Below are 23,052 nucleotides of genomic sequence, written 5' to 3'. Positions count from 1 at the left end.
ATAGAAACCATATTAGATAAAAAAGTGCATTTATTCTCTACAAATCAGTCAATAGTGAAAAAATCATTAACTGGTTTTCTTCAAAAATTACGCTTCAGCGGGTGCTTCTGCAGTTTCTGAAGCTTGGTTTTGTAGGTAATTCATAAACAATGCGTCAAAGTTAACAGGCGCAAGGTTAAGTTGTGGGAACGTACCTTTAACCACTAGGCTAGAGATCGTTTCACGAGCGTATGGGAAAAGAATGTTCGGGCAGAATGCACCTAGACAATGTGCTAGCTGAGCTTCTTCCATTTGACCAGCAGTAAAGATACCACCTTGTTGAACTTCACATAAGAATGCAGTTTCTTCTTCGTTTTTAACCGTTACAGTTAAACGTAAGATTACTTCGTAAACACCTTCACCAAGTTCACGACTTTGAGTATCAAGATCCAGTTTAACGTCTGGATTCCACTCTTTTTGGAACATGTTTGGAGAGTTAGGCGCTTCAAAAGAAACATCTTTTAAGAAGATACGTTGAATTGCAAAGTTTTGTTGTTCTTGTTGTGCTGCTTCAGCCATGGGAAAGTCCTTTATATCAATAAGTATGAACGCAGAATAACGATGTCATGCCACTCTGCATTCGTAATATCCAAAAAATGAGCCAGATATCACATCAAAATGAATTAGTTGTCTAGGAATTCGACAATTACTTTTTGCCTTTAACTAACGGTAAGTTAGCTTCATTCCAAGAGATCAAACCGTTTTTAAGCAGTTTAACTTGCTCAAAACCTGCTTTATGCAAATCATTTGCAGCAGCTTGAGCTGTTTGACCCGTCTTACATACAACAATAATTGGGGTAGTTTTTGAGTTTTCAAGACCTGCTAAGTTACCCGCTTTGATGTCGCTTGGTAAAATGTGACGTGCATCCGTAATGTGGCCTGATTTGAATTCGTCTTTAGAACGAACATCAACAACGATCGCGTTTTCACGGTTCATTAACGTTGTTGTTTGTGCTGAATCAACTTCTTGGTAGCCCGCTGTTTTTTGTTTAACTACGTTCTGAAGTAACGCAACAACAATACCAATCCATACAACAGCTAAAATCATGTTGTTGGTTACAAAATCGATGATTGACGTTTCCATATTCTATTCTCTGATTTTTAAGGCAACTCAGTATCATAAGATATCATCATTACCATGGGCTCTAAAATTAAGGCGAAAGTATACCTTAGCGTATCTTCATAGACTAGTAAGGATAAAGAAACAGCGTTATACAAAGAAAATGCTGTGATATTGGTTTTACAATTGAGACCAAACACCAACTCTGCCTAGTCAGAGTCCCCTCTATCTGAAATAATGCAACGATGAACATATACTCTTTAACTAAGCCTTTTTCTTGTCGTCAATTCTGTACGACAGCTTTACTGTGCCTGATGATTTCAATCCCTGCGACTGCCCATGCAAATGACGCAGAGTTAAAAGGAATGAAACAAGAAATATCTCGTCAAAGCACAGTATTAAACAAACAGAAAAAAGAGTTATCTAGCCTTCAAAGAAGTCTTAAAAAACACGAAGTCTCTATTGCGAGTGCCTCGACTAAAATCCGTAACGCAGAAAGTGAATTATCAAGCCTAAAACAATCGATAACGACACTTAAGCAACAACAATCTGAATTGACTCAACAACAGATTGGACAGACAGAAGTACTCAAAGACCTGCTCGTTAACTATTATCTCATCAGTCGAAATAATCAACTGTCTAACGTTCTCAGTGGTGATGACGTGACAAAAGTTGACCGCATGACTCAATATGCACAACGATTATCAGAAGCTCGTGTCGGCGCTATTTCTCAACTTGAATTTACAACCGTACAACTTGAGGAAAAAGAAGCTGCCCTCATTAAGCAGCAGCAGCGTCAAAGTGAGTTAGTCGCTCAATATAAAAAAGAGAAATCGACCCTACAAGGTTCTCAGAATAAACGTCAACAAACCGTTTCAAGTATCAAAAAACGTATTTCAAACGAAAACGGATACTTAAATGAGCTTCAACAAAATGAAAAACGTTTAAAAGTTGCCATCGCAAAAGCAAAAGCTCAAAACAATGTACCGATGGATGGATTAGCCCGTCAAAAAGGTCGTCTACCTTGGCCTGTGAGTGGTGCAAAAACATTGCACAGCTTTGGTACTAAACAAACCGGACAATTAACCTGGAAAGGAATGGTTCTTGCGAGTGATTACGGCCAACCCGTAAAAGCGGTCTACTCTGGTAAAGTGGTCTTTGCTGATTGGTTACGTGGCTATGGCTTGATGGTATTGATTGATCACGGTAAAGGTGACATGACGCTATATGGTTACAACCAAAGTTTAATGAAGAAAGAAGGCGATAAAGTGAAAGCAGGAGAAACCATTGCGGTGGTTGGTGATAGTGGTGGTCAAGACAGACCTTCATTGTACTTTGAAATCCGTCGTAACAGTAAAGCACAAAACCCTCGTTCTTGGTTAAGACGCTAATAGAAAAAATTTATCCATTAAAAAAGCCGCGTTATCGACGTCTATTTATAGAGAGTGATAACGCGGCTTTTTTTATTTCATTATTTCAATGTTTTATTCGGATCGTCTTCTTTACGTTGAAACTCACCTTCAAACACATCGCCCTGTTGATCCTGCTGATTCGCTTGACCAAATGGGTCATGTTGACCAAAACCAGCATGGAAGCCACCTTGCGAACCACCAAGGCCATTCACTTTTACACGACTCATGATTTGTTTTGCAAGCATTGCACGTGGGGCTGGTAATAAAATCAACATTCCTAACGCATCCGTCATAAAGCCGGGAGTCAGTAATAAAACACCAGATACGGCAAGCATAACGCCTTCAACAATTTGTTGTGCTGGCAATTCACCTTGCTGCATTTTTGATTGAACAGACATTAACGTTTGAATGCCTTGGCTACGAACCAGAGATGCCCCAACAAAGGCAGTGATTAGCACTAACGCAATCGTCGGCCACATTCCGATCATGCCTCCTACTTGCACAAATAAGGCAATTTCAATGATAGGAACAAAAATAAACATCACTAATAAAATAGGAAACACGGTTCACCTCAATAGGGTTCAATATAGTAGTCGTAGTGTAGCAGGCCTTATGACCTATTCACTTTTTCTTTCTCTATTATAATAGATGCGGCACATCAACTCTCTTTTCAAGAAAAAAGACTGTAAAAGAATGTAAACAGCCATCAATTTCATTAACTCAAGTAGCAGTTATATAACCTATAAAGTAAAGATATTAACAACTAATGAGAGCATTATCTCAATTTGAAATATTTTGCAAAAACTAGACTATAAAAGTGATCAACTTAACACTTTTACCCCTAAAGAGGTGTATGATAACTTCAAAACAAGGCATCAGGTACGATATTGATCACTTCTGACGAACGGACTCTACTCGCAGGCATGGTCACTTGGAAAGAATCCAATAATTAAAATATAGAACCTTAAAGGCTTACTATGACTCAGATGCTTGATTTAGAAAAAACAAATACCGCAACTCGTATTGAAGAAGATTTACTAGGTGAACGCCACGTTCCCGCTGAAGCTTATTACGGCATTCATACTCTTCGTGCGATGGAAAACTTTAACATTTCAAACGTCACTATCTCTGATGTTCCAGAATTAGTTCGTGGCATGATCTACACGAAAAAAGCAGCCGCTTTAGCAAACAAAGAATTAGGTGCTATTCCTTCACAAGTTGGTGAGTACATCATCAAAGCATGTGACTTAATTCTTGAAACTGGCAAATGCATGGATCAGTTCCCATCAGATGTATATCAAGGTGGCGCTGGTACCTCTGTAAACATGAACGCAAATGAAGTTATCGCAAACGTTGCTCTTGAACTTATGGGCAAAGAGAAAGGCGAATACGACATCATTAACCCTAACGATCACGTTAACCGCTCTCAATCAACTAACTGTGCATACCCAACGGGTTTCCGTGTTGCTGTATACAACAGCATGATGAAATTGATTGAAGCGATAGAATACCTAAAAGGTGCATTCGATCTTAAAGATCAAGAATTCCGTAACGTTCTAAAAATGGGTCGTACTCAACTTCAAGATGCAGTTCCAATGACAGTAGGTCAAGAATTCCACGCTTGGGGCGTATTGCTTAAAGAAGAAGTGAAAAACCTTAATTACACAGCGCAACTTCTTTTAGAAGTAAACATCGGTGCAACTGCTATCGGTACTGGCTTAAACGCGGCGACTGGTTACCAAGAAGCGGCAGTTCGTCATCTAGCTGAAGTAACGGGTCTAGAATGTGTTGCTGCTGAAGATTTAATCGAAGCGACTTCTGACTGTGGTGCTTACGTAATGATCCACGGTTCACTAAAACGTACTGCGGTTAAATTATCTAAAATCTGTAATGATTTACGTCTTCTTTCTTCTGGCCCTCGTGCTGGTTTCAATGAATTGAACTTACCTGAGCTTCAAGCTGGTTCTTCAATCATGCCTGCAAAAGTAAACCCAGTAATTCCAGAAGTTGTAAACCAAGTATGCTTCAAAGTAATTGGTAACGATACAACAGTGACTTTCGCTGCTGAAGCAGGCCAACTGCAATTAAACGTAATGGAACCTGTTATTGGTCAAGCCCTATTCGAATCTATCGAAATCTTGAAAAATGCATGTGTAAACCTACGTGACAAATGTATCGACGGTATCACGGTAAACAAAGAAGTATGTGAAGCTCACGTATTTAACTCTATCGGTATCGTTACATACCTAAACCCATTCATTGGCCACCACGAAGGTGACATTGTTGGTAAAATTTGTGCAGAAACAGGCAAAAACGTTCGTGATGTAGTTCTTGAGCGTGGCCTACTAACAGAAGAGCAATTAGATGACATCTTCTCAGTTGAAAATCTAATGCACCCTCAATACAAAGCAAAACGTTACGATTAATTCATAACACCTCAAATAGCGAGCTCTCTGAAGCTCGCTTTTTTTATCTTCTTAATATTTTATTAATAAAACACTCAAGTAATCATTCATCTTTTTATTGAATTGGTATATACACACCCAATAAAAATCTGAATAACTATTTTAATTTTAAAACTGGAGTTACATATGATTGCTGTACAGCTTCTTGTCGTACTGCTGTTCATCTATTTAGGTGCGCGTATCGGTGGTATTGGTATCGGATTTGCGGGTGGTGCGGGCGTTCTTGTCTTAACCATGATCTTGGGTTTAGACGCAGGTTCTATTCCTATCGATGTGATTTTAATCATCATGTCTGTAATCACGGCTATTGCAGCAATGCAAGTGGCTGGTGGTATGGATTGGTTGGTTGATTTAGCAGAACAATTTTTACGTAAAAATCCAAAACGCATTACTTTCTATGCACCGATAGTGACTTATTTCATGACCATGCTAGCAGGTACCGGTCACACGGCATTCTCAACCCTTCCTGTTATTGCAGAAGTGGCGAAAGAACAAGGTGTCCGTCCATCTCGCCCACTTTCTATTGCTGTTGTTGCTTCTCAAATAGCAATCACTGCCTCTCCAATCTCAGCGGCGGTTGTCTTTTTCTCGGGTATTCTTGAGCCACTAGGTGTGGATTACTTAACGCTATTAGCAGTATGTATTCCATCAACATTCTTAGCGTGTATGGTTGGTGCGTTTGTTGCTAACTTCCTAGGCTGTGAATTAAAAGATGATCCTGTTTATCAAGAGCGCCTTGCAAAAGGCCTCGTCAAAATGAATGGCTCTGGTAAACGTGAAATTTTACCGACAGCAAAAATCTCGGTTTATATTTTCTGTGTTGCCATCGTAGCCGTTGTTGCTTATGCAACGATGATCAGTGGCAGTGTGGGTCTTATTGAGCACCCAACCATTGGCCGAAATGAAGCAATTATGGCGCTAATGCTAACAGCAGCGGCCGCTATTGTTACTTTCACAAAGATTGATGCCTCTCAAATTGCAAACGCCGCTACATTCAAATCAGGCATGAGCGCGTGTGTGTGTGTTCTTGGTGTAGCATGGCTTGGTGATACATTTGTGTCTTCTCACATTGGTGAGATCAAAGAATTCTCTGCTGAGATCCTTGCACAATACCCGTGGATGCTAGCGGTTGTTTTATTCTTTGCTTCAATGTTGCTTTACTCTCAAGGCGCGACAACAACGGCATTAATGCCTGCTGCATTGGCAATCGGTGTTGCACCTATCACTGCCGTTGCTTCTTTTGCTGCGGTAAGTGCATTGTTCGTTCTTCCTACTTATCCAACGCTTCTGGCGGCGGTTGAAATGGATGACACCGGCTCAACACGTATTGGTAACCTTGTATTCAACCACCCATTCTTCATCCCAGGTGTTGCAACGATTTCTACTTCTGTTGCTCTAGGTTTCTTATTTGGTGGCATTATTCTTTAATTAAGAAGACTCAAACATCCCCTTCAATGGCAGCTAATTTAGCTGCCATTTTTTATATCTCAATAATCGATTTAAAGAGGAAAAATCTCAAAAAACGGATCATAGATGTTAGTGCGAATTGATATTATACTTGCTGAACTCTTGACCATTTCGATAGTCATATCCGTATCTATTTTTATAAAGACTCCCACATGACGAATTTACTCCGATTTAGAGCCGCCCTTTTATCATTCTTCATTTTATTTACGTCCTTTGCACCCCAAGCGGTTGCGGCTTTTGATTTAACTAAACTACAAAATCAACAAGACTCTTCTTTTGTGACCGTAAATGAAGCCTTCCCATTCAATTTCATGCAACAAGGGGATCGCGTCTATTTAGATTGGCAAGTAAAACCTGATTATTACTTATATCAGCAGCGTATTTCAGTCTCAGCGCATGATGCTAAAATTGCCGACTTAGTCATGGAACAAGGCACCCCTCATAACGATGAATTTTTTGGTGATGTTAATATCTACACCAAGCCATTGACCATCACTGTGCCACTCATCTCAGTCGATAAAGATGCAGAGCTAACCGTTCGTTATCAAGGGTGTGCAAAAGCAGGATTCTGTTATCCACCAGAAATCCGTAAAATCCCATTATCCATGCTCACAGCCTCAAGCTCATACCAAAACGAAACGGCGAATACTCATGTGGTAGCCAAAAGCGAAACCGCACCAGTGAGCGTAGAAAAAGCGACATCACCATCGGTAAATACTCTAAATACCGCTGGTATTCAACAACCAAAAAATCAAACTCAACAGCAAGCGCTTGCAAGCGATCTAGGTGATGCTTGGTGGACTCCGTTTTTATTCTTAGCGTTAGGTATTGGTCTTGCGTTTACTCCTTGTGTGTTACCTATGTACCCTATTTTAACGGGCATTGTTTTAGGTGGCGGTAAACTTTCTCACGGTAAAGCCTTCAAACTGTCTTTTGTCTATGTTCAAGGCATGGCTCTTACCTACACTTTACTTGGGTTAGTGGTTGCTTCTGCCGGTCTACAATTCCAAGCAGCATTACAACATCCTTACGTTCTTATTGGTTTGAGTGTGATGTTTGTGCTGTTGGCACTGTCCATGTTTGGTGTTTACACCATTCAATTACCAAGCAGCTTACAAACCAAATTAAGCGACATCAGTAACCAACAAAAAGGCGGTAACTTAGGTGGCGTATTTGCGATGGGTGCAATCTCTGGTTTAGTGTGCTCACCATGTACAACTGCACCATTGTCTGGTGCGTTACTTTATGTCGCAAAAAGTGGGGACTTACTAACAGGCGCTGTTGCGTTGTATGCCTTAGCGATTGGTATGGGGATCCCATTAATTTTAGCCGCAGTATTTGGTAATAAGCTGCTACCAAAAGCAGGCGTATGGATGACGTATGTGAAAACCCTATTTGGTTTTATTCTTCTCGCGGTTCCAGTCTTCTTATTAGAGCGAATTCTTCCTCATAACATCACGCCATTTATTTGGTCTGCTCTTGGGATCGTAGCATTTGGTTGGTTATATCATGTCAAAGCAACGATGCCCCAATCATGGAAAACAAGTGTTGCTGGTATCATCGCTATCTTGGGTATTGTCGGCTCAGCGATTCCTGTCATCGATGCTATATCAGGGAAAACATCGAGCCAAGTTGCCACTACTCAAACAGTGACCTTTAAGCGCATCTCTACTATTGATGAATTAAACAAAGAACTTGAGGTAGCAAAAATTCAAGGAAAGCCTGTGATGCTCGATTTCTATGCAGATTGGTGTGTCGCTTGTAAAGAATTTGAAAAATACACCTTTCATGATGAAAACGTCGAACCGTTACTATCCAACTTTATTTTGTTGCAAGCCGATGTCACCAAAAACAGCCCAGTTGATATTGAATTATTAAAACAACTTAAAGTGTTAGGTTTACCTACCATCGATTTTTGGAATGCAAATGGCGATTATTTATCAGACTCTCGCCTTACGGGATTCATGAAAGCAGAGCCGTTTATTCAGCATTTGCAACAAAATGTGAGCTTGGTTGAATAATTTTGCTCCTTTATTGACCAAAATCATTAGCATTACGAAGACACTTATTTTACAATGCGAATTAACGCAATTAAGCGAACAATTACATTAATTTTTTGAGGTATATGATGAGACTTATTCCATTAAACCAAGCAGAACAAGTAGGCGCATGGTCAGCACAACACATTGTTAACCGCATCAATGAGTTTAACCCAACAGCAGATCGTCCATTTGTTCTTGGTCTTCCTACTGGTGGAACTCCTCTTAATACTTACAAAAAGCTAATTGAACTGTACAAAGCAGACAAAGTAAGCTTTAAGAACGTAGTAACATTCAACATGGATGAGTACATCGGTCTTGATACAAATCACCCAGAATCTTACCGTACTTTCATGTTTGAAAACTTTTTCAACCATGTTGATATCCAAGAAGAAAACATTAACCTTCTAAACGGTAACACTGACAACCACGAAGAAGAATGCCAGCGTTACGAAGACAAAATTAAGTCTTACGGCCGCATTAACTTGTTCATGGGTGGTGTTGGTAACGACGGTCATATCGCATTTAACGAACCAGCTTCATCTCTAGCATCTCGTACTCGTATCAAAACACTAACTGAAGATACTCGTATTGCTAACTCTCGTTTCTTCGACGGCGATATTGCTCAAGTACCTAAGTACGCATTAACTATCGGTGTTGGTACTCTGCTTGATTCTGCTGAAATCATGATCCTAATTACTGGCCACAACAAAGCACTTGCTCTACAAGCTGCTGTTGAAGGTTCTGTAAACCACATGTGGACAGTATCAGCACTTCAAATTCACCCTAAATCAGTGATCGTTTGTGATGAAGCATCACAACAAGAATTGAAAGTGAAAACAGTTAAATACTTTAAAGAACTAGAAGCTGAAAACATTAAGCACGTTTAATCTTCTGCTTTATACATCGCAAAAAGGAGAACTTATGTTCTCCTTTTTTTATGTCTATTTTTTGGATTATCATTTCAACACTAATCCACCACTCCACATTTAACCACTCACATCATATTCTTTTTTTATTCTCACGATCTTTTACCTCCAAAATACGCTTCAAATTCCACGCATACAAAAAACACCTTCTAATTGAAAGCACCCACAAACAAAAAACAGAGTCGTAAAATGGAAATAAAGCAAATGAAGGATAATACTTAAGAGGCAGTTTTATTCGTAATAAAATTTCAGTTTACAAGCAACGAAATTAAACGATTTAATTCGAAGCGTGAATAAAAGATGAAAACGTGAAGCAAATCACTTTGATGTTTAATTATTTAAATTCAAATTCAACATTCGTGACAAGGGTCACTATTTCTTACTTGAGAGAATCTCTACAAACAAGATCTTGATCGACAAATAGTAATTGACAAGGTTGAATTTTATTTTTTGTAGTAAATTTTCAATACGTTAATGCAACGAAGATCTACTTTATTTATTGCAGATGGAGTGAAAACGTGACTTGATTCACGAATTTCCCGTTATCGGTTCAATTAAAAAATCTATGGTAAATTATGTCTGTACTTAGAAATTAACCAATGACTTTGGCGAGTCATTTTTAGACAGTTTAATAAAAACCTCAAACGGGGAATCACTCATGATATCACCAGATGCAAAGATCAAGATACAAAATTTTGGTCGTTTTTTATCAAATATGGTAATGCCTAACATTGGTGCGTTTATCGCATGGGGCTTTATCACAGCTTTATTTATTCCTACTGGTTGGATCCCTAACGAAGAGTTAGCGAAACTAGTTGGCCCAATGATTACTTATTTACTTCCACTGCTTATCGGTTATACCGGGGGTAAATTAGTGGGCGGCGAACGTGGTGCCATTGTTGGTGCAATTACCACTATGGGTGTGATTGCTGGTACTGATATTCCAATGTTCATGGGCGCAATGATGGTGGGTCCTATGGGCGGCCTAGCGATTAAACTGTTCGACCAAAAAGTCGATGGTAAAATCAAAAGCGGCTTTGAAATGCTAGTTAACAACTTTTCTGCCGGCATCATTGGTATGTTGTGTGCAATTGTTGCTTTCTTCTTCATTGGTCCTTTTGTTAAGGTCTTATCTGCGGGTCTTGCTGGGGGGGTTAACTTCTTAGTCGATGCAGGTCTTCTGCCTTTAACTTCTATTTTTGTTGAACCAGCAAAAATTCTATTCCTGAACAACGCCATTAACCACGGTATCTTTTCTCCTCTAGGTATCCAACAGGCAAACGAAACTGGCCAATCTATCTTCTTCTTAATTGAAGCAAATCCAGGACCTGGCTTAGGTATTCTTCTTGCTTATATGTTCTTTGGTAAAGGCACAGCAAAACAAACCGCTGGTGGTGCATCTATCATTCACTTCTTTGGTGGTATTCACGAAATTTACTTCCCATACATTCTTATGAACCCACGCTTAATTCTTGCAGCGATTGCAGGTGGCATGACAGGAGTATTCGTTCTAACTCTGTTTAATGCAGGTATGGTTGCTCCAGCATCTCCAGGCTCTATCTTTGCCATCTTACTATTGACACCTAAAGCCTCTGCGCTTGGCGTTATCTGTTCAATTTTATCTGCGACTGCCGTTTCATTTACTGTTGCCGCAATCCTAATGAAAACTCAAGCGACATCAGATGAAGATGACGGAACATCACTCGATGATGCGACATCAAAAATGCGTAATATGAAATCTGATTCAAAAGGTCAACCTTCTGGTATGACTGCTGAAAAAAGTAACTCAACAAAATTCAATAACATCCAAAAAATCATCGTAGCGTGTGACGCTGGCATGGGGTCAAGTGCAATGGGTGCAGGTCTGCTTCGCAAAAAAGTACAAGCAGCAGGCTTAAAAATCAGCGTAACAAACTGTGCTATCAATAACTTACCTACGGATGTCGATATTGTGATTACTCATAAAGATTTAACGGACCGTGCACGTAAGCACGCAGAAAACGCAGAGCATATTTCATTAACGAATTTCTTAGATAGCCATATCTATAACGATTTAATCGCTCGTATCATGGCTTCTACTTATCCAGAAGCGGCAAATGATGATGAGATGCCTCAAGTTTCTCCAGTGGCAGCAAATGACGATTTCTTTGAACCACAAAATGCACACCCTTTCCAAATCGAGTCAAAAAACATCCATCTTGGATTAACATGTAAAACGAAAGAAGAAGCCATTCAATACGCAGGAGAGCAACTCGTTTCTCTGGGTTATGCTGAACCAGAATATGTATCGGCGATGTTTGATCGTGAAAAACTGGTCTCCACTTACCTTGGCGAATCTATTGCCGTACCACATGGAACAATAGAGGCCAAAGACCGAATAATCAAAACAGGCATTGTTATCTGTCAGTACCCATCAGGTGTTCAATTCACTGAAGACGGTGATGATATCGCTAAATTGGTTATTGGTATTGCTGCAAAAAATGATGAACACATTCAAGTAATTACTGCAATTACGAATGCACTTGACGAACCTGGTGCCATCGAAAAACTAACATCGACTAACAGCGTTAGTGAGGTTTTAGAGATTCTTTCAGGCGAACAAGCAGCATAAGTATTTAGTACCAATAAGAAGTCAGCTTTACCCCTATAGGGCTGGCTTCCTCCTAATATAAAATTGAAGGTAATTATTATGAAAGCAGTACATTTTGGCGCAGGTAATATCGGTCGTGGTTTTATTGGTAAAGTTCTTTCTGATTCAAACGTCGCTGTTACATTCGCAGATGTTGATGCACCGTTAGTTGATCAACTTTGTCATGACCAATCATACAAAGTAAAAGTCGTTGGGTCTAAATGCCAAATCGACACAGTTACTCATGTAACTGCCGTAAACTCAACCAGTGACGATGTTATTGAGCGTATTGTACACACCGATTTAGTGACAACCGCGGTTGGCCCTAACGTATTAAATATTATTGCAAAAACCATCGCAAAAGGTCTAACCAAACGTTTTGAAGCCAACAATGAATCACCACTTAATATCATTGCTTGCGAAAATATGGTTCGAGGTACTACTCACCTTAAAAATGAAGTGTACTCTCATCTTGACGACTCTTTTCATGCACGTTGTGACGAATTAGTTGGTTTTGTTGATTCTGCGGTTGACCGTATTGTTCCACCATCAGAAGCGGCCAATGACGATTTACTTGAAGTCACCGTTGAAAGTTTTAGCGAATGGATTGTTGATGAAAAACAATTCAAAGGTGGCGTACCTAATATTGCTGGAATGGAAAAAACAGACAATCTAATGGCGTTTGTTGAGCGCAAACTCTTCACTTTAAATACCGGTCATTGCATTACGGCTTATCTTGGTGCATTAAAAGGCCATGAGACCGTACGTGACGCGATTCAAGACCCTGAAATTAGAACCGAAGTAAAAGCCGCAATGGAAGAAAGTGGGGAAGTGCTCATTCGTCGCTACGGTTTTGATAAAGAATTACATGCTGCCTATATCGAAAAAATCTTAGGCCGATTTGCGAATCCGTATTTACGAGATGAGATTGATCGCGTTGCCCGTCAGCCAATTCGTAAATTAGGTGAAAATGATCGCCTAATCAAACCGTTATTAGGTACAATCGAATACGGAATTGAAAATAAAACACTATTAAAAGGCATCGCTGCCGCATTTAAATACGTAAATGACACAGATCCACAAGCAGTAGAGCTACAAACTCGCTTACAGGAATCTGGCTTAAAAGCGACACTAGCGCATTACACCGGATTAAATGAAAACAGTGCAGAAGCGAAAAAGATTGAAGCAATCTTTACGACATTAAACTAATAAGAAACAGTTAGAGAGGCGTAATGCCTCTCTCTTTTATGGCTATTTTATGACAGAAGTAATAAACGAATCTAACATCATTGAACGACTAGACGATGCACCTTCTGTGCGTGGTTTTTTCATCATTGCTGTCGATATTCTTAATGAATCTATCGACGGGTTAATCCAACGTATTTTTCGTAAAGATGACTTCGCAGTTCAATCCGTGATCGGCCCATTACTTCAAGATTCAGGTCCACTCGGCGATTTAAACGTAAGGTTAAAGCTTCTTTTTGGCTTAGGTGTATTACCCAATAATACCTATCATGATATTGAAGGCTTAATTCAACTTCGTAATAAATTAAACGCTGAAATGAATGAATTTCAATTTACCGATCCACAAGTAATCACACCGATAAACTCACTTCATTTAGTTAAAAGAATGGGAATGATTCAACTAGAAATCACCCCAATGAATGACGACACCGACCTGATGTTCTATCAAATGCAAATAGATCGACAAAAACAAATGATCCGTTCTGGTCTGTCATTAGCAATTGTCGATATTTGTGCAGAATTACAGAAAGAAAGTCCATTTTAATGATTTAATCTCTATTAACGTCATTCTGTATTTTTAGGTAATTTAATTGATATCAGCGTAGATAGAAGCAAGAAACCGAAAGATACCCACAAACACGCTGCAAAACCTGCCACTTGAAAGACTAGTCCAGATAAAATCGTTCCGATCAAACGCCCCATCGCATTCGCCATATAGTAAAAGCCAACGTCCATAGAAACACCATCGCCTTTGGCGTAACTCACAATTAAATACGAATGCAGTGATGAGTTAATCGCAAAGACAGCGCCAAAAATCAACAAACCAATCACGATAGTATATTCAGCCTGCCATTCAATTTGGACTAAATACGCAATAATCCCCGTGACTATCGTTAACAGCGCAACCCAATGTAATGCCACTCTGCCATCAGGGGTTTGACCTTCTTTTTTACCTGTTATCTTAGGAGCAAATCCTTGAACAACCCCATAAGCAATAACCCACAATGCTAAAAAACCACCCACTAAAGAGTGATCCCAACCAAACACACTGCCTAAATAAATCGGTAAAGCAACGACGAACCAAACATCTCTTGCACCAAACAAAAATAAACGTGCCGCTGATAACTGATTAATCTGTTCTGATTTTGAAAATAACTGCGTAAATTTAGGTTTGGACTTTGCTTTTCCCATGTCACCATCAAGCAACATTACGCTACCAAGAAAAACAGCAAAAAGAACCGCTGCCATCCCGATAACGGCAAGCTGAAATCCAACCGTCGTTAATAGTAATCCACCTAAAAAGAACCCGGCCCCTTTAAGCGCATTTTTAGAACCAGTAAGAATCGCTATCCACTTATAAAGTGCCCCTTCTTGATCGCTAGGCACCAATGTTTTAATCGCACTTTTTGCACTCATCTTATTCAGATCTTTAGCAATACCAGATAATGCCTGTGCTGCCATCACCCATGGGATAGTTAACCAAACACTCGGTAATGCCAGCATCAATAATGCAAAAACTTGCATTATCAAACCAACATTCATGGTTTTATTTAGCCCTAGCCGAGCCCCTAACCACCCTCCGAGTAAATTCGTTACTACACCAAAAAATTCATAAAATAAAAAGAGGGAAGCAATGGCTAAGGTGCCGTAACCTAAATCATGAAAATACAGCACCACCAACATACGCAATGCGCCATCAGTAATGGTGAAATTCCAATAATTAAACGTCACTAACATATACTGTCGAACGTTATGGCTAAATTGAGAAAACATAATAGAAAACCTAATAAAATGAAAAGACCTTAAAACGAAAAAACAATATTAAGGTCTTTGTTAATGCAGATTATTTGTGATCAATAAAATCAATGTATTCAATTTGCACAGGCTTAGTGAAAGCCCCCGGACGTAACGCTTGAACTTGCTGTTTAATTACATCCAAATCCCAGCCTAAATCCAACAGTAAATGCCCAGCAAGTAATCCTGTACGACCAGATCCCCCCATGCAATGCATTGCTACTTTGCCATTGCTTTCTACCACTTGTTGCAGCTCAGGCGTTGCTAATTTCCATTGTTTTGCAAATTCATCCCCCGGTGCACAATCATCTTCAATGGGAAGATAAAACCATTTCATCCCTAGACGTTGTACCTCTTCACCAAGAGAGCCTACGCCTTTTTCGGTAAGTTCATCTTGGTTTAACGCCGTGGCAATGGCTTCTACACCTTGTGCTTTTAATTGCGTTAGAGATTCGATTAATTCAACGCCCTTAGTTCCCGGACAAGGCGTTAAAATCAACGCGCCATGAGTGCCAGAAACCGGTAATTCCCAAGTTGGATGTGTCATTATGAAACCTCTTAAAGTTAAGCTAAGCCAACAGTACGAACGAGTTCAGCAGTACGCGTCGCATACCCCATTTCATTGTCATACCATGCATAGATTTTTACCATTCGCTTACCTACAAGCATGGTAGATAACGCATCAACAATGGTTGAACGTTGGTCACCTTTATAGTCAATCGATACTAATGGGCGATCTTCATAACCTAAAATACCTTTTAGATCACCATAAGCCGCTTCCTTCAATAACTGATTTACTTCTTCAACCGTTGTGTCTCTTTTCACTTCAAAAACAATGTCCGTCAAAGACGCATTCGCTAAAGGGACTCGAACTGCATGACCATTAATTTTGTTTTCTAATTCAGGGAAGATTTCAACAATTGCTTTTGCCGATCCTGTCGTCGTTGGGATCAAACTCATTCCACATGCACGAGCACGACGTAAATCTTTATGGGGTGCATCTAAAATAGTTTGTGTATTAGTTAAATCATGAATAGTCGTAAATGCCGCGTTTGCGATACCAAACTCCTTATTGATAACTTTAACAATTGGTGCAAGGCAATTGGTAGTACAAGAAGCCGCAGTTACAATCTGATGAATTACAGGATCAAAAATATCGTCATTCACGCCAACAACGATATTCGCAACACCGTCTTCTTTTACTGGCGCAGACACAACGACACGCTTTACACCTTGCGCTAAATATTTATCGAGAAATGAGCGAGAGCGATGAACCCCTGTCGCTTCAATAACAACATCACAACCAGACCAGTCAACAGCATCAATGTCTTTTTCTTGTGTGGCCATTAGCTTTTGGTCACCAATGATCATAGTGTTGCCATCGGTAGTCACAGCATGATTCCAACGTCCTTGAATTGAATCGAACTCAAGTAAATGCGCTAGAGTATGGGCATCACCCGCCACATCATTAATTTGTACAAATTCAAGCTCTGGCCAATCAAATGCCGCTCTTAAAGCCAAACGTCCAATGCGACCAAACCCGTTAATACCTACTTTAATTGTCATCGTTTTAATCCTTAATTTAACAACATGATTTTATTGCGTTTAATTTATCGGTGTCTTTTTGATATTCAATCTGTAAGCAATTCGATTGCTTCAAACCCTCAATAATTTTGTTTAGCCAACCAGGTAATTGAGTACTAACTTGATAATAAACCCACTGCCCTTCACGGGTATCGACCAATACACCAGATTGACGTAGTTGAGCTAAATGCCGAGAAACTTTCGGTTGGCTTTCTTCTAACGCTTCGGTTAACTGATTTACACATAAACGGCCTTCACGCGCGATAAGCAATAAGCAACGCATTCGAGTTTCATCTGAAAGCAGTTTAAAAAATTGATGAGGTAACATAGTAAACCTTAAATATGGATATACGCATTTCCATATATGATATATATTATAGTGTAAAAAACAATAAAAAAACCACGGAGTCACAAAAGGTTCATATAAGAAAATAAAACCTAAATAGTGGTTCAGTAATCACTTCTCTAAACTAAAAGGTAAATGGTTTGATTTTGAACCTAATGACAATGAAATTAACATTTAATAATGATAGTTTTATAACTATACAAAATTCAAATAATAATCGCCTTACATGGATGTGCGTATGACAGCGTTTTTCACTTCTCATTTTGATTCACAAGACAACATTATTGACCTATCAAAATGGCAAGAACTTGCAGATTTAATTGTTGATATTTTTGGGGCCGACTGTGGTGCCGTTATCGAATTTACAGGTCATTCTTTCCATACCCTTATAAGCAGTAATAATAAAACAAATTTTCTTCGCCAAGGTTCTGAATGGCCTAGTGACAGCAAAAGCTTTTGTCGTGCCATTGTAGAAACAGGCAAAGAGTTATATGTACCTGATGCGTTAAAGAACGAATATTGGATTAATGCCCCAGCAGTTGAAGATGGCCCTGTAAGATCTTATTGTGGTGTTCCTGTCTTTCATCCTGATGGCTCTATTTATGGCACTATTTGTGCGATAGATACAAAGCATACTAATTATAAAAGTGCATTAGTTAAGCTACTGCATCACCTGTCAAAGCTCATTACGGCTGATTTGAAAATGGCAGAAGAAGCTGAGCAACATCGACAAATGGCACTTACCGATTCAATGACAGGGTTACTTAATCGTCGTGGATTAGACATTCTAGGTAAGCAGAAATTAAAAGATTCAAAAAGATACCAAGATAATATTGGTATCCTATATTTTGATATTGATAATTTAAAACAAGTAAATGACAACCATGGCCACGAATTCGGAGATCAATGCATTCAACTATTGGCCGATATTTTAAAAAGTACAATCAGAGAGTCGGATTTAACTGCTCGTACTGGCGGGGATGAGTTTATTGCTTTAGCCTTGCTGAATAAGGAAAACGACAATGAACTTGCCTTACTCGCAGAACAAATCCGCCAACGTTACCAAGAAAAAACAATGCATCAACCAGGCTTAAACCTCACCAATATTAGTATTGGTCGTCATCTTGAACCTTATGATTCAGTACTATCACTTAAAGACATGTTCATTAATGCAGATACCGCTATGTATAAAGAAAAAGATCAAAAAAAATCCATCAATGAATAATCAAATAAAAACGGCAACCTATCTGAGGCTGCCGTTTTTTATTTCAATCTTATAAGTAAACTTACTCTACCGTTACCGCTTTTGCTAAATTACGAGGCTGATCGACATCCGTCCCTTTAATCAGGGCAACATGATACGAAAGTAACTGCATTGGAACCGTATAATAGATTGGTGCAGTTATATCACTAACATGAGGCATGGTAATGATCTTCATGTTTTCATCGCCTTCAAAGCCCGCTTGCTCATCCGCGAAAACATACAGCAACCCACCACGAGCACGTACTTCTTCTACGTTTGATTTTAATTTTTCTAATAAATCATTGGTTGGGGCAACCACTACCACTGGCATATCCGCATCAATCAACGCTAAAGGACCGTGCTTTAATTCACCGGCGGCATACGCTTCCGCATGAATGTACGAAATCTCTTTTAATTTCAACGACGCTTCCATAGCGATTGGATAAAACTCTCCACGCCCTAAAAATAGCGTGTGTTGCTTGTCAGCAAAGTCAGGGGCTAACGCTTCAATTTCTTTATCAAATGACAGTGCTTTTTCTATTTGAGCGGGCAAAGCATGCAAGGCTTCAACAATCTCTTTCTCTTTCTCTTTCGAGATACGATTTTGTTGTTTACCTAACGCCGTCACTAACATCAATAACGCCGCAAGTTGAGTGGTAAAGGCTTTCGTCGATGCCACACCAATCTCTGTTCCTGCTCGCGTCATAAAGGCAAAATCAGATTCACGAACAAGAGATGAACCAGCAACATTACACACCGTCATTGCGCCCATGTAACCACGCTCTTTTGCTAGACGAAGGGCTGCTAACGTATCAGCCGTTTCACCCGATTGAGATAAGGTAATTAATAAGCTATTTGGACGCGTTACAAATTTACGGTAACGGAACTCAGACGCAATTTCGACATCACAACTAACACCCGCCAGTGACTCAAACCAATAACGAGCCGTCATTCCCGCGTTGTAAGAAGTACCACATGCGATGATTTGTACGTGTTCTACTTTGTTTAGTATCTCAACGGCATTAACACCAATACTCTCAGTAACCACTGAATCATGGGTGATTCGCCCTTCCATGGTATTGATTAAGGCTTTTGGCTGCTCGAACACTTCTTTTTGCATAAAATGACGATATTGACCTTTGTCTCCCGCATCATGCTCGGCGTTTGATTCTGTCACTTCACGCTCAACTTGTTCGCCACGCGCATCAAACACTCGAACATCACGACGAGTAATTTCAGCAACATCTCCTTCTTCAAGGTACATAAAGCGACGAGTTACGTTTAATAACGCCAGTTGATCTGACGCTAAAAAGTTTTCACCCACACCGCGACCAATAACGATTGGGCTACCAGAGCGAGCGACAACTAAACGCTCAGGATCACGACGATCCATTGCAACAGTACCGTACGCACCATCAAGTTGAGTCGCTGTTTTTTGTACCGCTTCAATCAAAGAATCCGACGTTCGTAATTCCCACTCAACTAAGTGTGCAATAACCTCGGTATCCGTTTGAGATTCAAATACATAACCGCGTTCTTTTAATAGCGCACGTAATGATTCGTGATTTTCAATAATGCCATTGTGAACAATCGTAATATCACCGGAAACGTGTGGGTGAGCGTTCACTTCAGACGGCTCGCCATGCGTTGCCCAACGAGTATGAGCGATACCAGTACCGCCGACCACATGTGATTCATTGACTGCATCCGCTAATTCTTTAACTTTACCTAAGCGACGCAGTCGAGTGTAATTACTGTCCGCATCAACAACGGCAACACCAGCCGAATCATAACCGCGATATTCTAAACGGCGTAATCCTTCAACTAATATTTCCGCAACGTCTCTTTGTGCAACAGCACCTACGATTCCACACATGGCAATACTCCATTATTCTATTTTTAAATTTAGTGGGCCCAATCCTGGTAATGCGATTGGTCTAGATAATGAGCTGGCAACAAAAAGCTCACTATTGATATTCTTTATTGAGGAATTAAATCACTGAGCTCTAATGACTCGTACGTTATGTGACTCAATTTTTTTCTGATGTTCTTCGCTTAAATCATTATTGGTGATCAGCACATCAATACTGTCCCATGGCAATTCCACATTCGGAATTTTTCGACCAATTTTTTCTGATTCAACCATTAAAATTACTTCACGAGCGACTTCAGACATCACTCGACTTAAACCCACCAGTTCATTGAAGGTCGTGGTTCCACGCTCTAAGTCAATGCCATCAGCACCAATGAACAACTGATCAAAATCATAGGATCTTAATACCGACTCTGCCACTTGACCCTGAAATGAATCAGAATGACTGTCCCATGTTCCACCTGTCATTAATAACGTGGGTTCATTTTCGATTTCTTGCAATGCATTCGCCACCGGTAATGAATTGGTCATAACAACCAAACCATTTTTCGTTGATAATTGGTTAATCAACGCCGCCGTCGTACTGCCACTATCAATAATGATTCGATTATGATCTTTAATCAGTTCTACCGCTGAAATAGCCAAAGATAACTTTCGATTCGAAACTTCTTCGCACGTATCTTCTTGAATGATATTTGAAGGCATTAACACCGCCCCGCCATACTTACGCATCAGCAAACCATTCTTCTCTAACTCCGTTAGATCCTTACGAATGGTTACTTCTGATATATCAAAGAGCTCCGAAAGTTCTTCAACCGTAATTTCCCCTTTCTCAATTAATAAAGAAAGGATCATATGTCGACGTTGTTTAGTGTTTCTTTTTGACATGACAAACTCAGTAAGTTTCGATTTGAAAGAAGTTTAGTTTCGTTTCATTCAATTGTCTAGTGTTGAGAATTAATTCGTTTTAAATATTAAGATCCCACGAATTTCATTTCATTTTTAAAAATAGAAATAAGATTAGAGAGGCAGCGCAGACTTTAGCGTCTAAAAATTGCTCGAAAATGGGTTAGATGTTAATTTTATTAGATTACTCATGAGGAATTTTGTAGCCATGGACGACAACTACACCATCATTATCGCGGACGATCATCCCTTATTTCGCAATGCGCTTTTTCAATCCATTCATATGGCGATCAGCGGAGCCAATCTACTCGAAGCCGATTCTCTAGATGCACTCTTAACTGTATTAGAAAAAGAGCCCGATCCCGACTTATTATTACTCGATCTTAAAATGCCGGGCAGTAACGGAATGTCTGGTTTAATTCACCTTCGCTCTCAATATCCAGACCTGCCTATTGTGGTTGTCTCTGCCAGCGAAGAAAGCAGCATTGTCTCTCAAGCAAAGAGCCATGGGGCTTTTGGCTTTATTCCAAAATCAAGTGACATGCGATCATTAATTTCAGCGTTGAACCAAATTTTGGCAGGGGACTCTTATTTTCCAGAAGGCTCTATTAAAAACAGCCAAGCGTGTGATGATCTCACGACAAGAATAAGCAGCCTTACTCCTCAGCAATATAAAGTGCTTGGTATGCTGTCAGATGGCCTACTCAACAAACAAATTGCGTATGATTTAGACGTATCAGAAGCGACGATCAAAGCTCACATGACCGCAATTTTTCGAAAATTAGGCGTAAAAAATCGTACTCAAGCGGTTATTTTTCTACAACAGACAGAAAGTTAACCTCGATATAACACTCTAGCCTATAAATTAAGGTAATCTATAGGTCTCTTTTATATCCCTCTGTTTAACCTAACTCTGGGAGAGTTCATGATAAGCATCCTCGTTACTCAATTCGTTGTTCTTTGGGCTGTTATCGATCCTATCGGTTCAGTACCTGTCTACCTTTCACAAACCCAACATTTATCAGCCAAACAAAGAAAAGCTGTCGCACTAAAAGCCGTTGCGATTGCAACCTCTGTGCTGTTATTTTTCCTCGTTATTGGTCAATTATTATTAGAAGCAATGCAAATCCCCTTACCCGCGTTCCAAGTTGCTGGTGGATTGGTTCTTCTTATCTTTGCCTTAACGATGATTTTTGGTGAAAGCAAACCAGAACAAGAACAAAAATTGAGTGAAGACATCAGTCATTCTGACTTAGCTAATTTGGCGGTGTACCCATTAGCCATTCCATCGATCGCCTCTCCTGGCGCCATGATGGCCATCGTAATGTTAACTGACAATTCTCGTTATTCTTTTATAGATCAGTCAATTACTGCCGCGGTAATGATTGTTGTGCTGATCATTACCTTATGTTTATTACTTGGTGCGACCTTTATCCATAAAATTATTGGCAATGTTGGTGCTGCAATAATTAGCCGTGTAATGGGGTTAATCTTAGCGGCAGTGGCGGTCAATAATCTTCTTATGGGGATTAAAAATTTCTACTTTTAATGAATACCGATGCCTTAGACCTTGGTATTGATTAACATAAGTTTAACATAGAAAAATCACAGCCCACCTCACATAAAACGCTCATATATTGGGCGTTTTTCTTTATCTGCTCGACTAAAGTTGCACTGTTTTCTTTTCTTCTCGCTGCTAATCTCTTTTTGGTTACATATCATTAACATTAAAAAGGAGCCGGCTATGGCGTTCGAAACAAAAGAACAAGCACAAGCCTATTGGAAGGAAAATCTAAGGATAATGGGTGGACTACTCTTCGTCTGGTTTGCCGTCTCATTTGGTGCAGGCATTTTATTTGTCGATGCTCTGGATACGATTCAAATTGGGGGCTTTAAATTGGGCTTCTGGTTTGCACAACAAGGTTCAATTTATACCTTTGTTGCCCTGATCTTTATCTATGTGGTTCGCATGAACTCACTGGATAAAAAATACAACGTACAAGAAGACTAGAGGAATTAGC

The 23,052-nt window shown here is 39.7% G+C and carries 21 protein-coding genes; 12 read left to right on the top strand and 9 right to left on the bottom strand.

All coding sequences use genetic code 11. From position 1 onward, the window contains the following. Positions 1-87: 87 nt before the first annotated feature. Positions 88-558 (bottom strand): protein-export chaperone SecB, encoded by a 471-nt coding sequence (gene secB, locus A6E04_RS00325; RefSeq protein WP_017022854.1) that lies wholly within the window; start codon positions 556-558, stop codon positions 88-90. Between the two features lie 127 nt (positions 559-685). Beyond that, entirely contained in the window at positions 686-1,123 is a 438-nt protein-coding gene (locus A6E04_RS00320; RefSeq protein ID WP_012551239.1) for a rhodanese-like domain-containing protein, read from the bottom strand. Between the two features lie 221 nt (positions 1,124-1,344). Here A6E04_RS00320 and A6E04_RS00315 point away from each other — a divergent pair, with 221 nt between their 5' ends. Next, a complete protein-coding gene (locus tag A6E04_RS00315) occupies positions 1,345-2,490 on the top strand; it encodes a murein hydrolase activator EnvC family protein (RefSeq protein WP_023604496.1) in 1,146 nt (381 codons plus the stop codon). Positions 2,491-2,570: 80 nt separating this feature from the next. Here A6E04_RS00315 and A6E04_RS00310 read toward each other — a convergent pair whose 3' ends face one another. Next, the gene (locus A6E04_RS00310; RefSeq protein ID WP_017022856.1) at positions 2,571-3,074 is read right to left on the bottom strand and encodes an FxsA family protein; all 504 of its coding nucleotides are present in this window, start codon (positions 3,072-3,074) and stop codon (positions 2,571-2,573) included. A 414-nt stretch (positions 3,075-3,488) separates the two neighbouring features. Here A6E04_RS00310 and aspA point away from each other — a divergent pair, with 414 nt between their 5' ends. The 7 genes from aspA to A6E04_RS00275 all read left to right on the top strand — a co-directional run bounded on the left by aspA (position 3,489) and on the right by A6E04_RS00275 (position 13,829). Next, positions 3,489-4,937 carry an aspartate ammonia-lyase gene (aspA, locus tag A6E04_RS00305; RefSeq protein WP_017022857.1) on the top strand — a complete coding sequence of 483 codons (1,449 nt, stop codon included), beginning with the start codon at positions 3,489-3,491 and terminating at the stop codon, positions 4,935-4,937. 165 nt (positions 4,938-5,102) lie between these two features. Continuing rightward, the gene (locus A6E04_RS00300) at positions 5,103-6,404 is read left to right on the top strand and encodes an anaerobic C4-dicarboxylate transporter (RefSeq protein ID WP_017022858.1); all 1,302 of its coding nucleotides are present in this window, start codon (positions 5,103-5,105) and stop codon (positions 6,402-6,404) included. Between the two features lie 191 nt (positions 6,405-6,595). Beyond that, complete coding sequence (locus tag A6E04_RS00295; RefSeq protein WP_065609308.1) at positions 6,596-8,464, top strand: protein-disulfide reductase DsbD; 1,869 nt, start codon at positions 6,596-6,598, stop codon at positions 8,462-8,464. A 107-nt stretch (positions 8,465-8,571) separates the two neighbouring features. Further along, positions 8,572-9,372, top strand: a complete 801-nt coding sequence (nagB, locus tag A6E04_RS00290) for a glucosamine-6-phosphate deaminase (RefSeq protein WP_012551244.1) — start codon at positions 8,572-8,574, stop codon at positions 9,370-9,372. 697 nt (positions 9,373-10,069) lie between these two features. Continuing rightward, on the top strand, positions 10,070-12,022 hold the full coding sequence (locus tag A6E04_RS00285; RefSeq protein ID WP_065609303.1) for a PTS mannitol transporter subunit IICBA: 1,953 nt from the start codon (positions 10,070-10,072) through the stop codon (positions 12,020-12,022). A gap of 78 nt (positions 12,023-12,100) precedes the next feature. Further along, on the top strand, positions 12,101-13,249 hold the full coding sequence (locus tag A6E04_RS00280) for a mannitol-1-phosphate 5-dehydrogenase (protein WP_065609301.1): 1,149 nt from the start codon (positions 12,101-12,103) through the stop codon (positions 13,247-13,249). Between the two features lie 49 nt (positions 13,250-13,298). Beyond that, entirely contained in the window at positions 13,299-13,829 is a 531-nt protein-coding gene (locus A6E04_RS00275; protein ID WP_017022862.1) for an MltR family transcriptional regulator, read from the top strand. Positions 13,830-13,849: 20 nt separating this feature from the next. Here A6E04_RS00275 and arsJ read toward each other — a convergent pair whose 3' ends face one another. The 4 genes from arsJ to A6E04_RS00255 form a co-directional block, all read right to left on the bottom strand. After that, entirely contained in the window at positions 13,850-15,058 is a 1,209-nt protein-coding gene (gene arsJ, locus A6E04_RS00270; protein ID WP_017022863.1) for an organoarsenical effux MFS transporter ArsJ, read from the bottom strand. A gap of 70 nt (positions 15,059-15,128) precedes the next feature. Next, positions 15,129-15,626, bottom strand: a complete 498-nt coding sequence (locus tag A6E04_RS00265; protein ID WP_065609299.1) for a phosphatase domain-containing putative toxin — start codon at positions 15,624-15,626, stop codon at positions 15,129-15,131. Positions 15,627-15,643: 17 nt separating this feature from the next. Beyond that, positions 15,644-16,645, bottom strand: a complete 1,002-nt coding sequence (locus A6E04_RS00260; protein ID WP_065609297.1) for an ArsJ-associated glyceraldehyde-3-phosphate dehydrogenase — start codon at positions 16,643-16,645, stop codon at positions 15,644-15,646. Between the two features lie 16 nt (positions 16,646-16,661). Continuing rightward, a complete protein-coding gene (locus A6E04_RS00255; RefSeq protein ID WP_065609295.1) occupies positions 16,662-16,991 on the bottom strand; it encodes a metalloregulator ArsR/SmtB family transcription factor in 330 nt (109 codons plus the stop codon). 256 nt (positions 16,992-17,247) lie between these two features. Between A6E04_RS00255 and A6E04_RS00250 the strand changes: the two genes are divergently transcribed. Continuing rightward, a complete protein-coding gene (locus A6E04_RS00250; protein ID WP_065609293.1) occupies positions 17,248-18,234 on the top strand; it encodes a sensor domain-containing diguanylate cyclase in 987 nt (328 codons plus the stop codon). A 61-nt stretch (positions 18,235-18,295) separates the two neighbouring features. On the opposite strand, the gene glmS is transcribed toward A6E04_RS00250, so the two are convergent. Both glmS and A6E04_RS00240 read right to left on the bottom strand, forming a co-directional pair. Continuing rightward, a complete protein-coding gene (gene glmS, locus A6E04_RS00245) occupies positions 18,296-20,128 on the bottom strand; it encodes a glutamine--fructose-6-phosphate transaminase (isomerizing) (protein WP_065609291.1) in 1,833 nt (610 codons plus the stop codon). A gap of 120 nt (positions 20,129-20,248) precedes the next feature. Then, on the bottom strand, positions 20,249-21,013 hold the full coding sequence (locus A6E04_RS00240; protein ID WP_012551255.1) for a DeoR/GlpR family DNA-binding transcription regulator: 765 nt from the start codon (positions 21,011-21,013) through the stop codon (positions 20,249-20,251). Between the two features lie 226 nt (positions 21,014-21,239). Between A6E04_RS00240 and A6E04_RS00235 the strand changes: the two genes are divergently transcribed. From A6E04_RS00235 to A6E04_RS00225, 3 genes are all read left to right on the top strand, one after another. Beyond that, positions 21,240-21,869: a response regulator gene (locus A6E04_RS00235; RefSeq protein ID WP_017022870.1), complete on the top strand. Its 630-nt coding sequence runs from the start codon at positions 21,240-21,242 to the stop codon at positions 21,867-21,869. An 87-nt stretch (positions 21,870-21,956) separates the two neighbouring features. Further along, positions 21,957-22,580, top strand: coding sequence for a MarC family protein (locus A6E04_RS00230; RefSeq protein ID WP_012551257.1), 624 nt, complete (start codon positions 21,957-21,959; stop codon positions 22,578-22,580). A 195-nt stretch (positions 22,581-22,775) separates the two neighbouring features. Continuing rightward, on the top strand, positions 22,776-23,042 hold the full coding sequence (locus A6E04_RS00225) for a DUF4212 domain-containing protein (RefSeq protein ID WP_023604486.1): 267 nt from the start codon (positions 22,776-22,778) through the stop codon (positions 23,040-23,042). Positions 23,043-23,052 lie beyond the last annotated feature (10 nt).

This window comes from Aliivibrio logei, assembly GCF_001691055.1.
Taxonomy (GTDB): Bacteria; Pseudomonadota; Gammaproteobacteria; order Enterobacterales; family Vibrionaceae; genus Aliivibrio; species Aliivibrio salmonicida.
Note: the sequence above shows the minus strand (reverse complement) of the source record. Positions and strands in the feature narration are given on the sequence as shown.

Bases quoted from the DNA above. Each gene is read 5' to 3' on its own strand.
- A6E04_RS00235 (WP_017022870.1), top strand. From the start codon at position 21,240: ATGGACGACAACTACACCATCATTATCGCGGACGATCATCCCTTATTT.
- A6E04_RS00225 (WP_023604486.1), top strand. From the start codon at position 22,776: ATGGCGTTCGAAACAAAAGAACAAGCACAAGCCTATTGGAAGGAAAAT.
- glmS (WP_065609291.1), bottom strand. From the start codon at position 20,128: ATGTGTGGAATCGTAGGTGCTGTTGCACAAAGAGACGTTGCGGAAATA.
- A6E04_RS00280 (WP_065609301.1), top strand. From the start codon at position 12,101: ATGAAAGCAGTACATTTTGGCGCAGGTAATATCGGTCGTGGTTTTATT.
- aspA (WP_017022857.1), top strand. From the start codon at position 3,489: ATGACTCAGATGCTTGATTTAGAAAAAACAAATACCGCAACTCGTATT.
- A6E04_RS00240 (WP_012551255.1), bottom strand. From the start codon at position 21,013: ATGTCAAAAAGAAACACTAAACAACGTCGACATATGATCCTTTCTTTA.
- A6E04_RS00275 (WP_017022862.1), top strand. From the start codon at position 13,299: ATGACAGAAGTAATAAACGAATCTAACATCATTGAACGACTAGACGAT.
- A6E04_RS00255 (WP_065609295.1), bottom strand. From the start codon at position 16,991: ATGTTACCTCATCAATTTTTTAAACTGCTTTCAGATGAAACTCGAATG.
- A6E04_RS00250 (WP_065609293.1), top strand. From the start codon at position 17,248: ATGACAGCGTTTTTCACTTCTCATTTTGATTCACAAGACAACATTATT.
- A6E04_RS00230 (WP_012551257.1), top strand. From the start codon at position 21,957: ATGATAAGCATCCTCGTTACTCAATTCGTTGTTCTTTGGGCTGTTATC.
- A6E04_RS00295 (WP_065609308.1), top strand. From the start codon at position 6,596: ATGACGAATTTACTCCGATTTAGAGCCGCCCTTTTATCATTCTTCATT.
- arsJ (WP_017022863.1), bottom strand. From the start codon at position 15,058: ATGTTTTCTCAATTTAGCCATAACGTTCGACAGTATATGTTAGTGACG.
- A6E04_RS00320 (WP_012551239.1), bottom strand. From the start codon at position 1,123: ATGGAAACGTCAATCATCGATTTTGTAACCAACAACATGATTTTAGCT.
- nagB (WP_012551244.1), top strand. From the start codon at position 8,572: ATGAGACTTATTCCATTAAACCAAGCAGAACAAGTAGGCGCATGGTCA.
- A6E04_RS00260 (WP_065609297.1), bottom strand. From the start codon at position 16,645: ATGACAATTAAAGTAGGTATTAACGGGTTTGGTCGCATTGGACGTTTG.
- A6E04_RS00265 (WP_065609299.1), bottom strand. From the start codon at position 15,626: ATGACACATCCAACTTGGGAATTACCGGTTTCTGGCACTCATGGCGCG.
- A6E04_RS00285 (WP_065609303.1), top strand. From the start codon at position 10,070: ATGATATCACCAGATGCAAAGATCAAGATACAAAATTTTGGTCGTTTT.
- A6E04_RS00300 (WP_017022858.1), top strand. From the start codon at position 5,103: ATGATTGCTGTACAGCTTCTTGTCGTACTGCTGTTCATCTATTTAGGT.
- secB (WP_017022854.1), bottom strand. From the start codon at position 558: ATGGCTGAAGCAGCACAACAAGAACAACAAAACTTTGCAATTCAACGT.
- A6E04_RS00315 (WP_023604496.1), top strand. From the start codon at position 1,345: ATGAACATATACTCTTTAACTAAGCCTTTTTCTTGTCGTCAATTCTGT.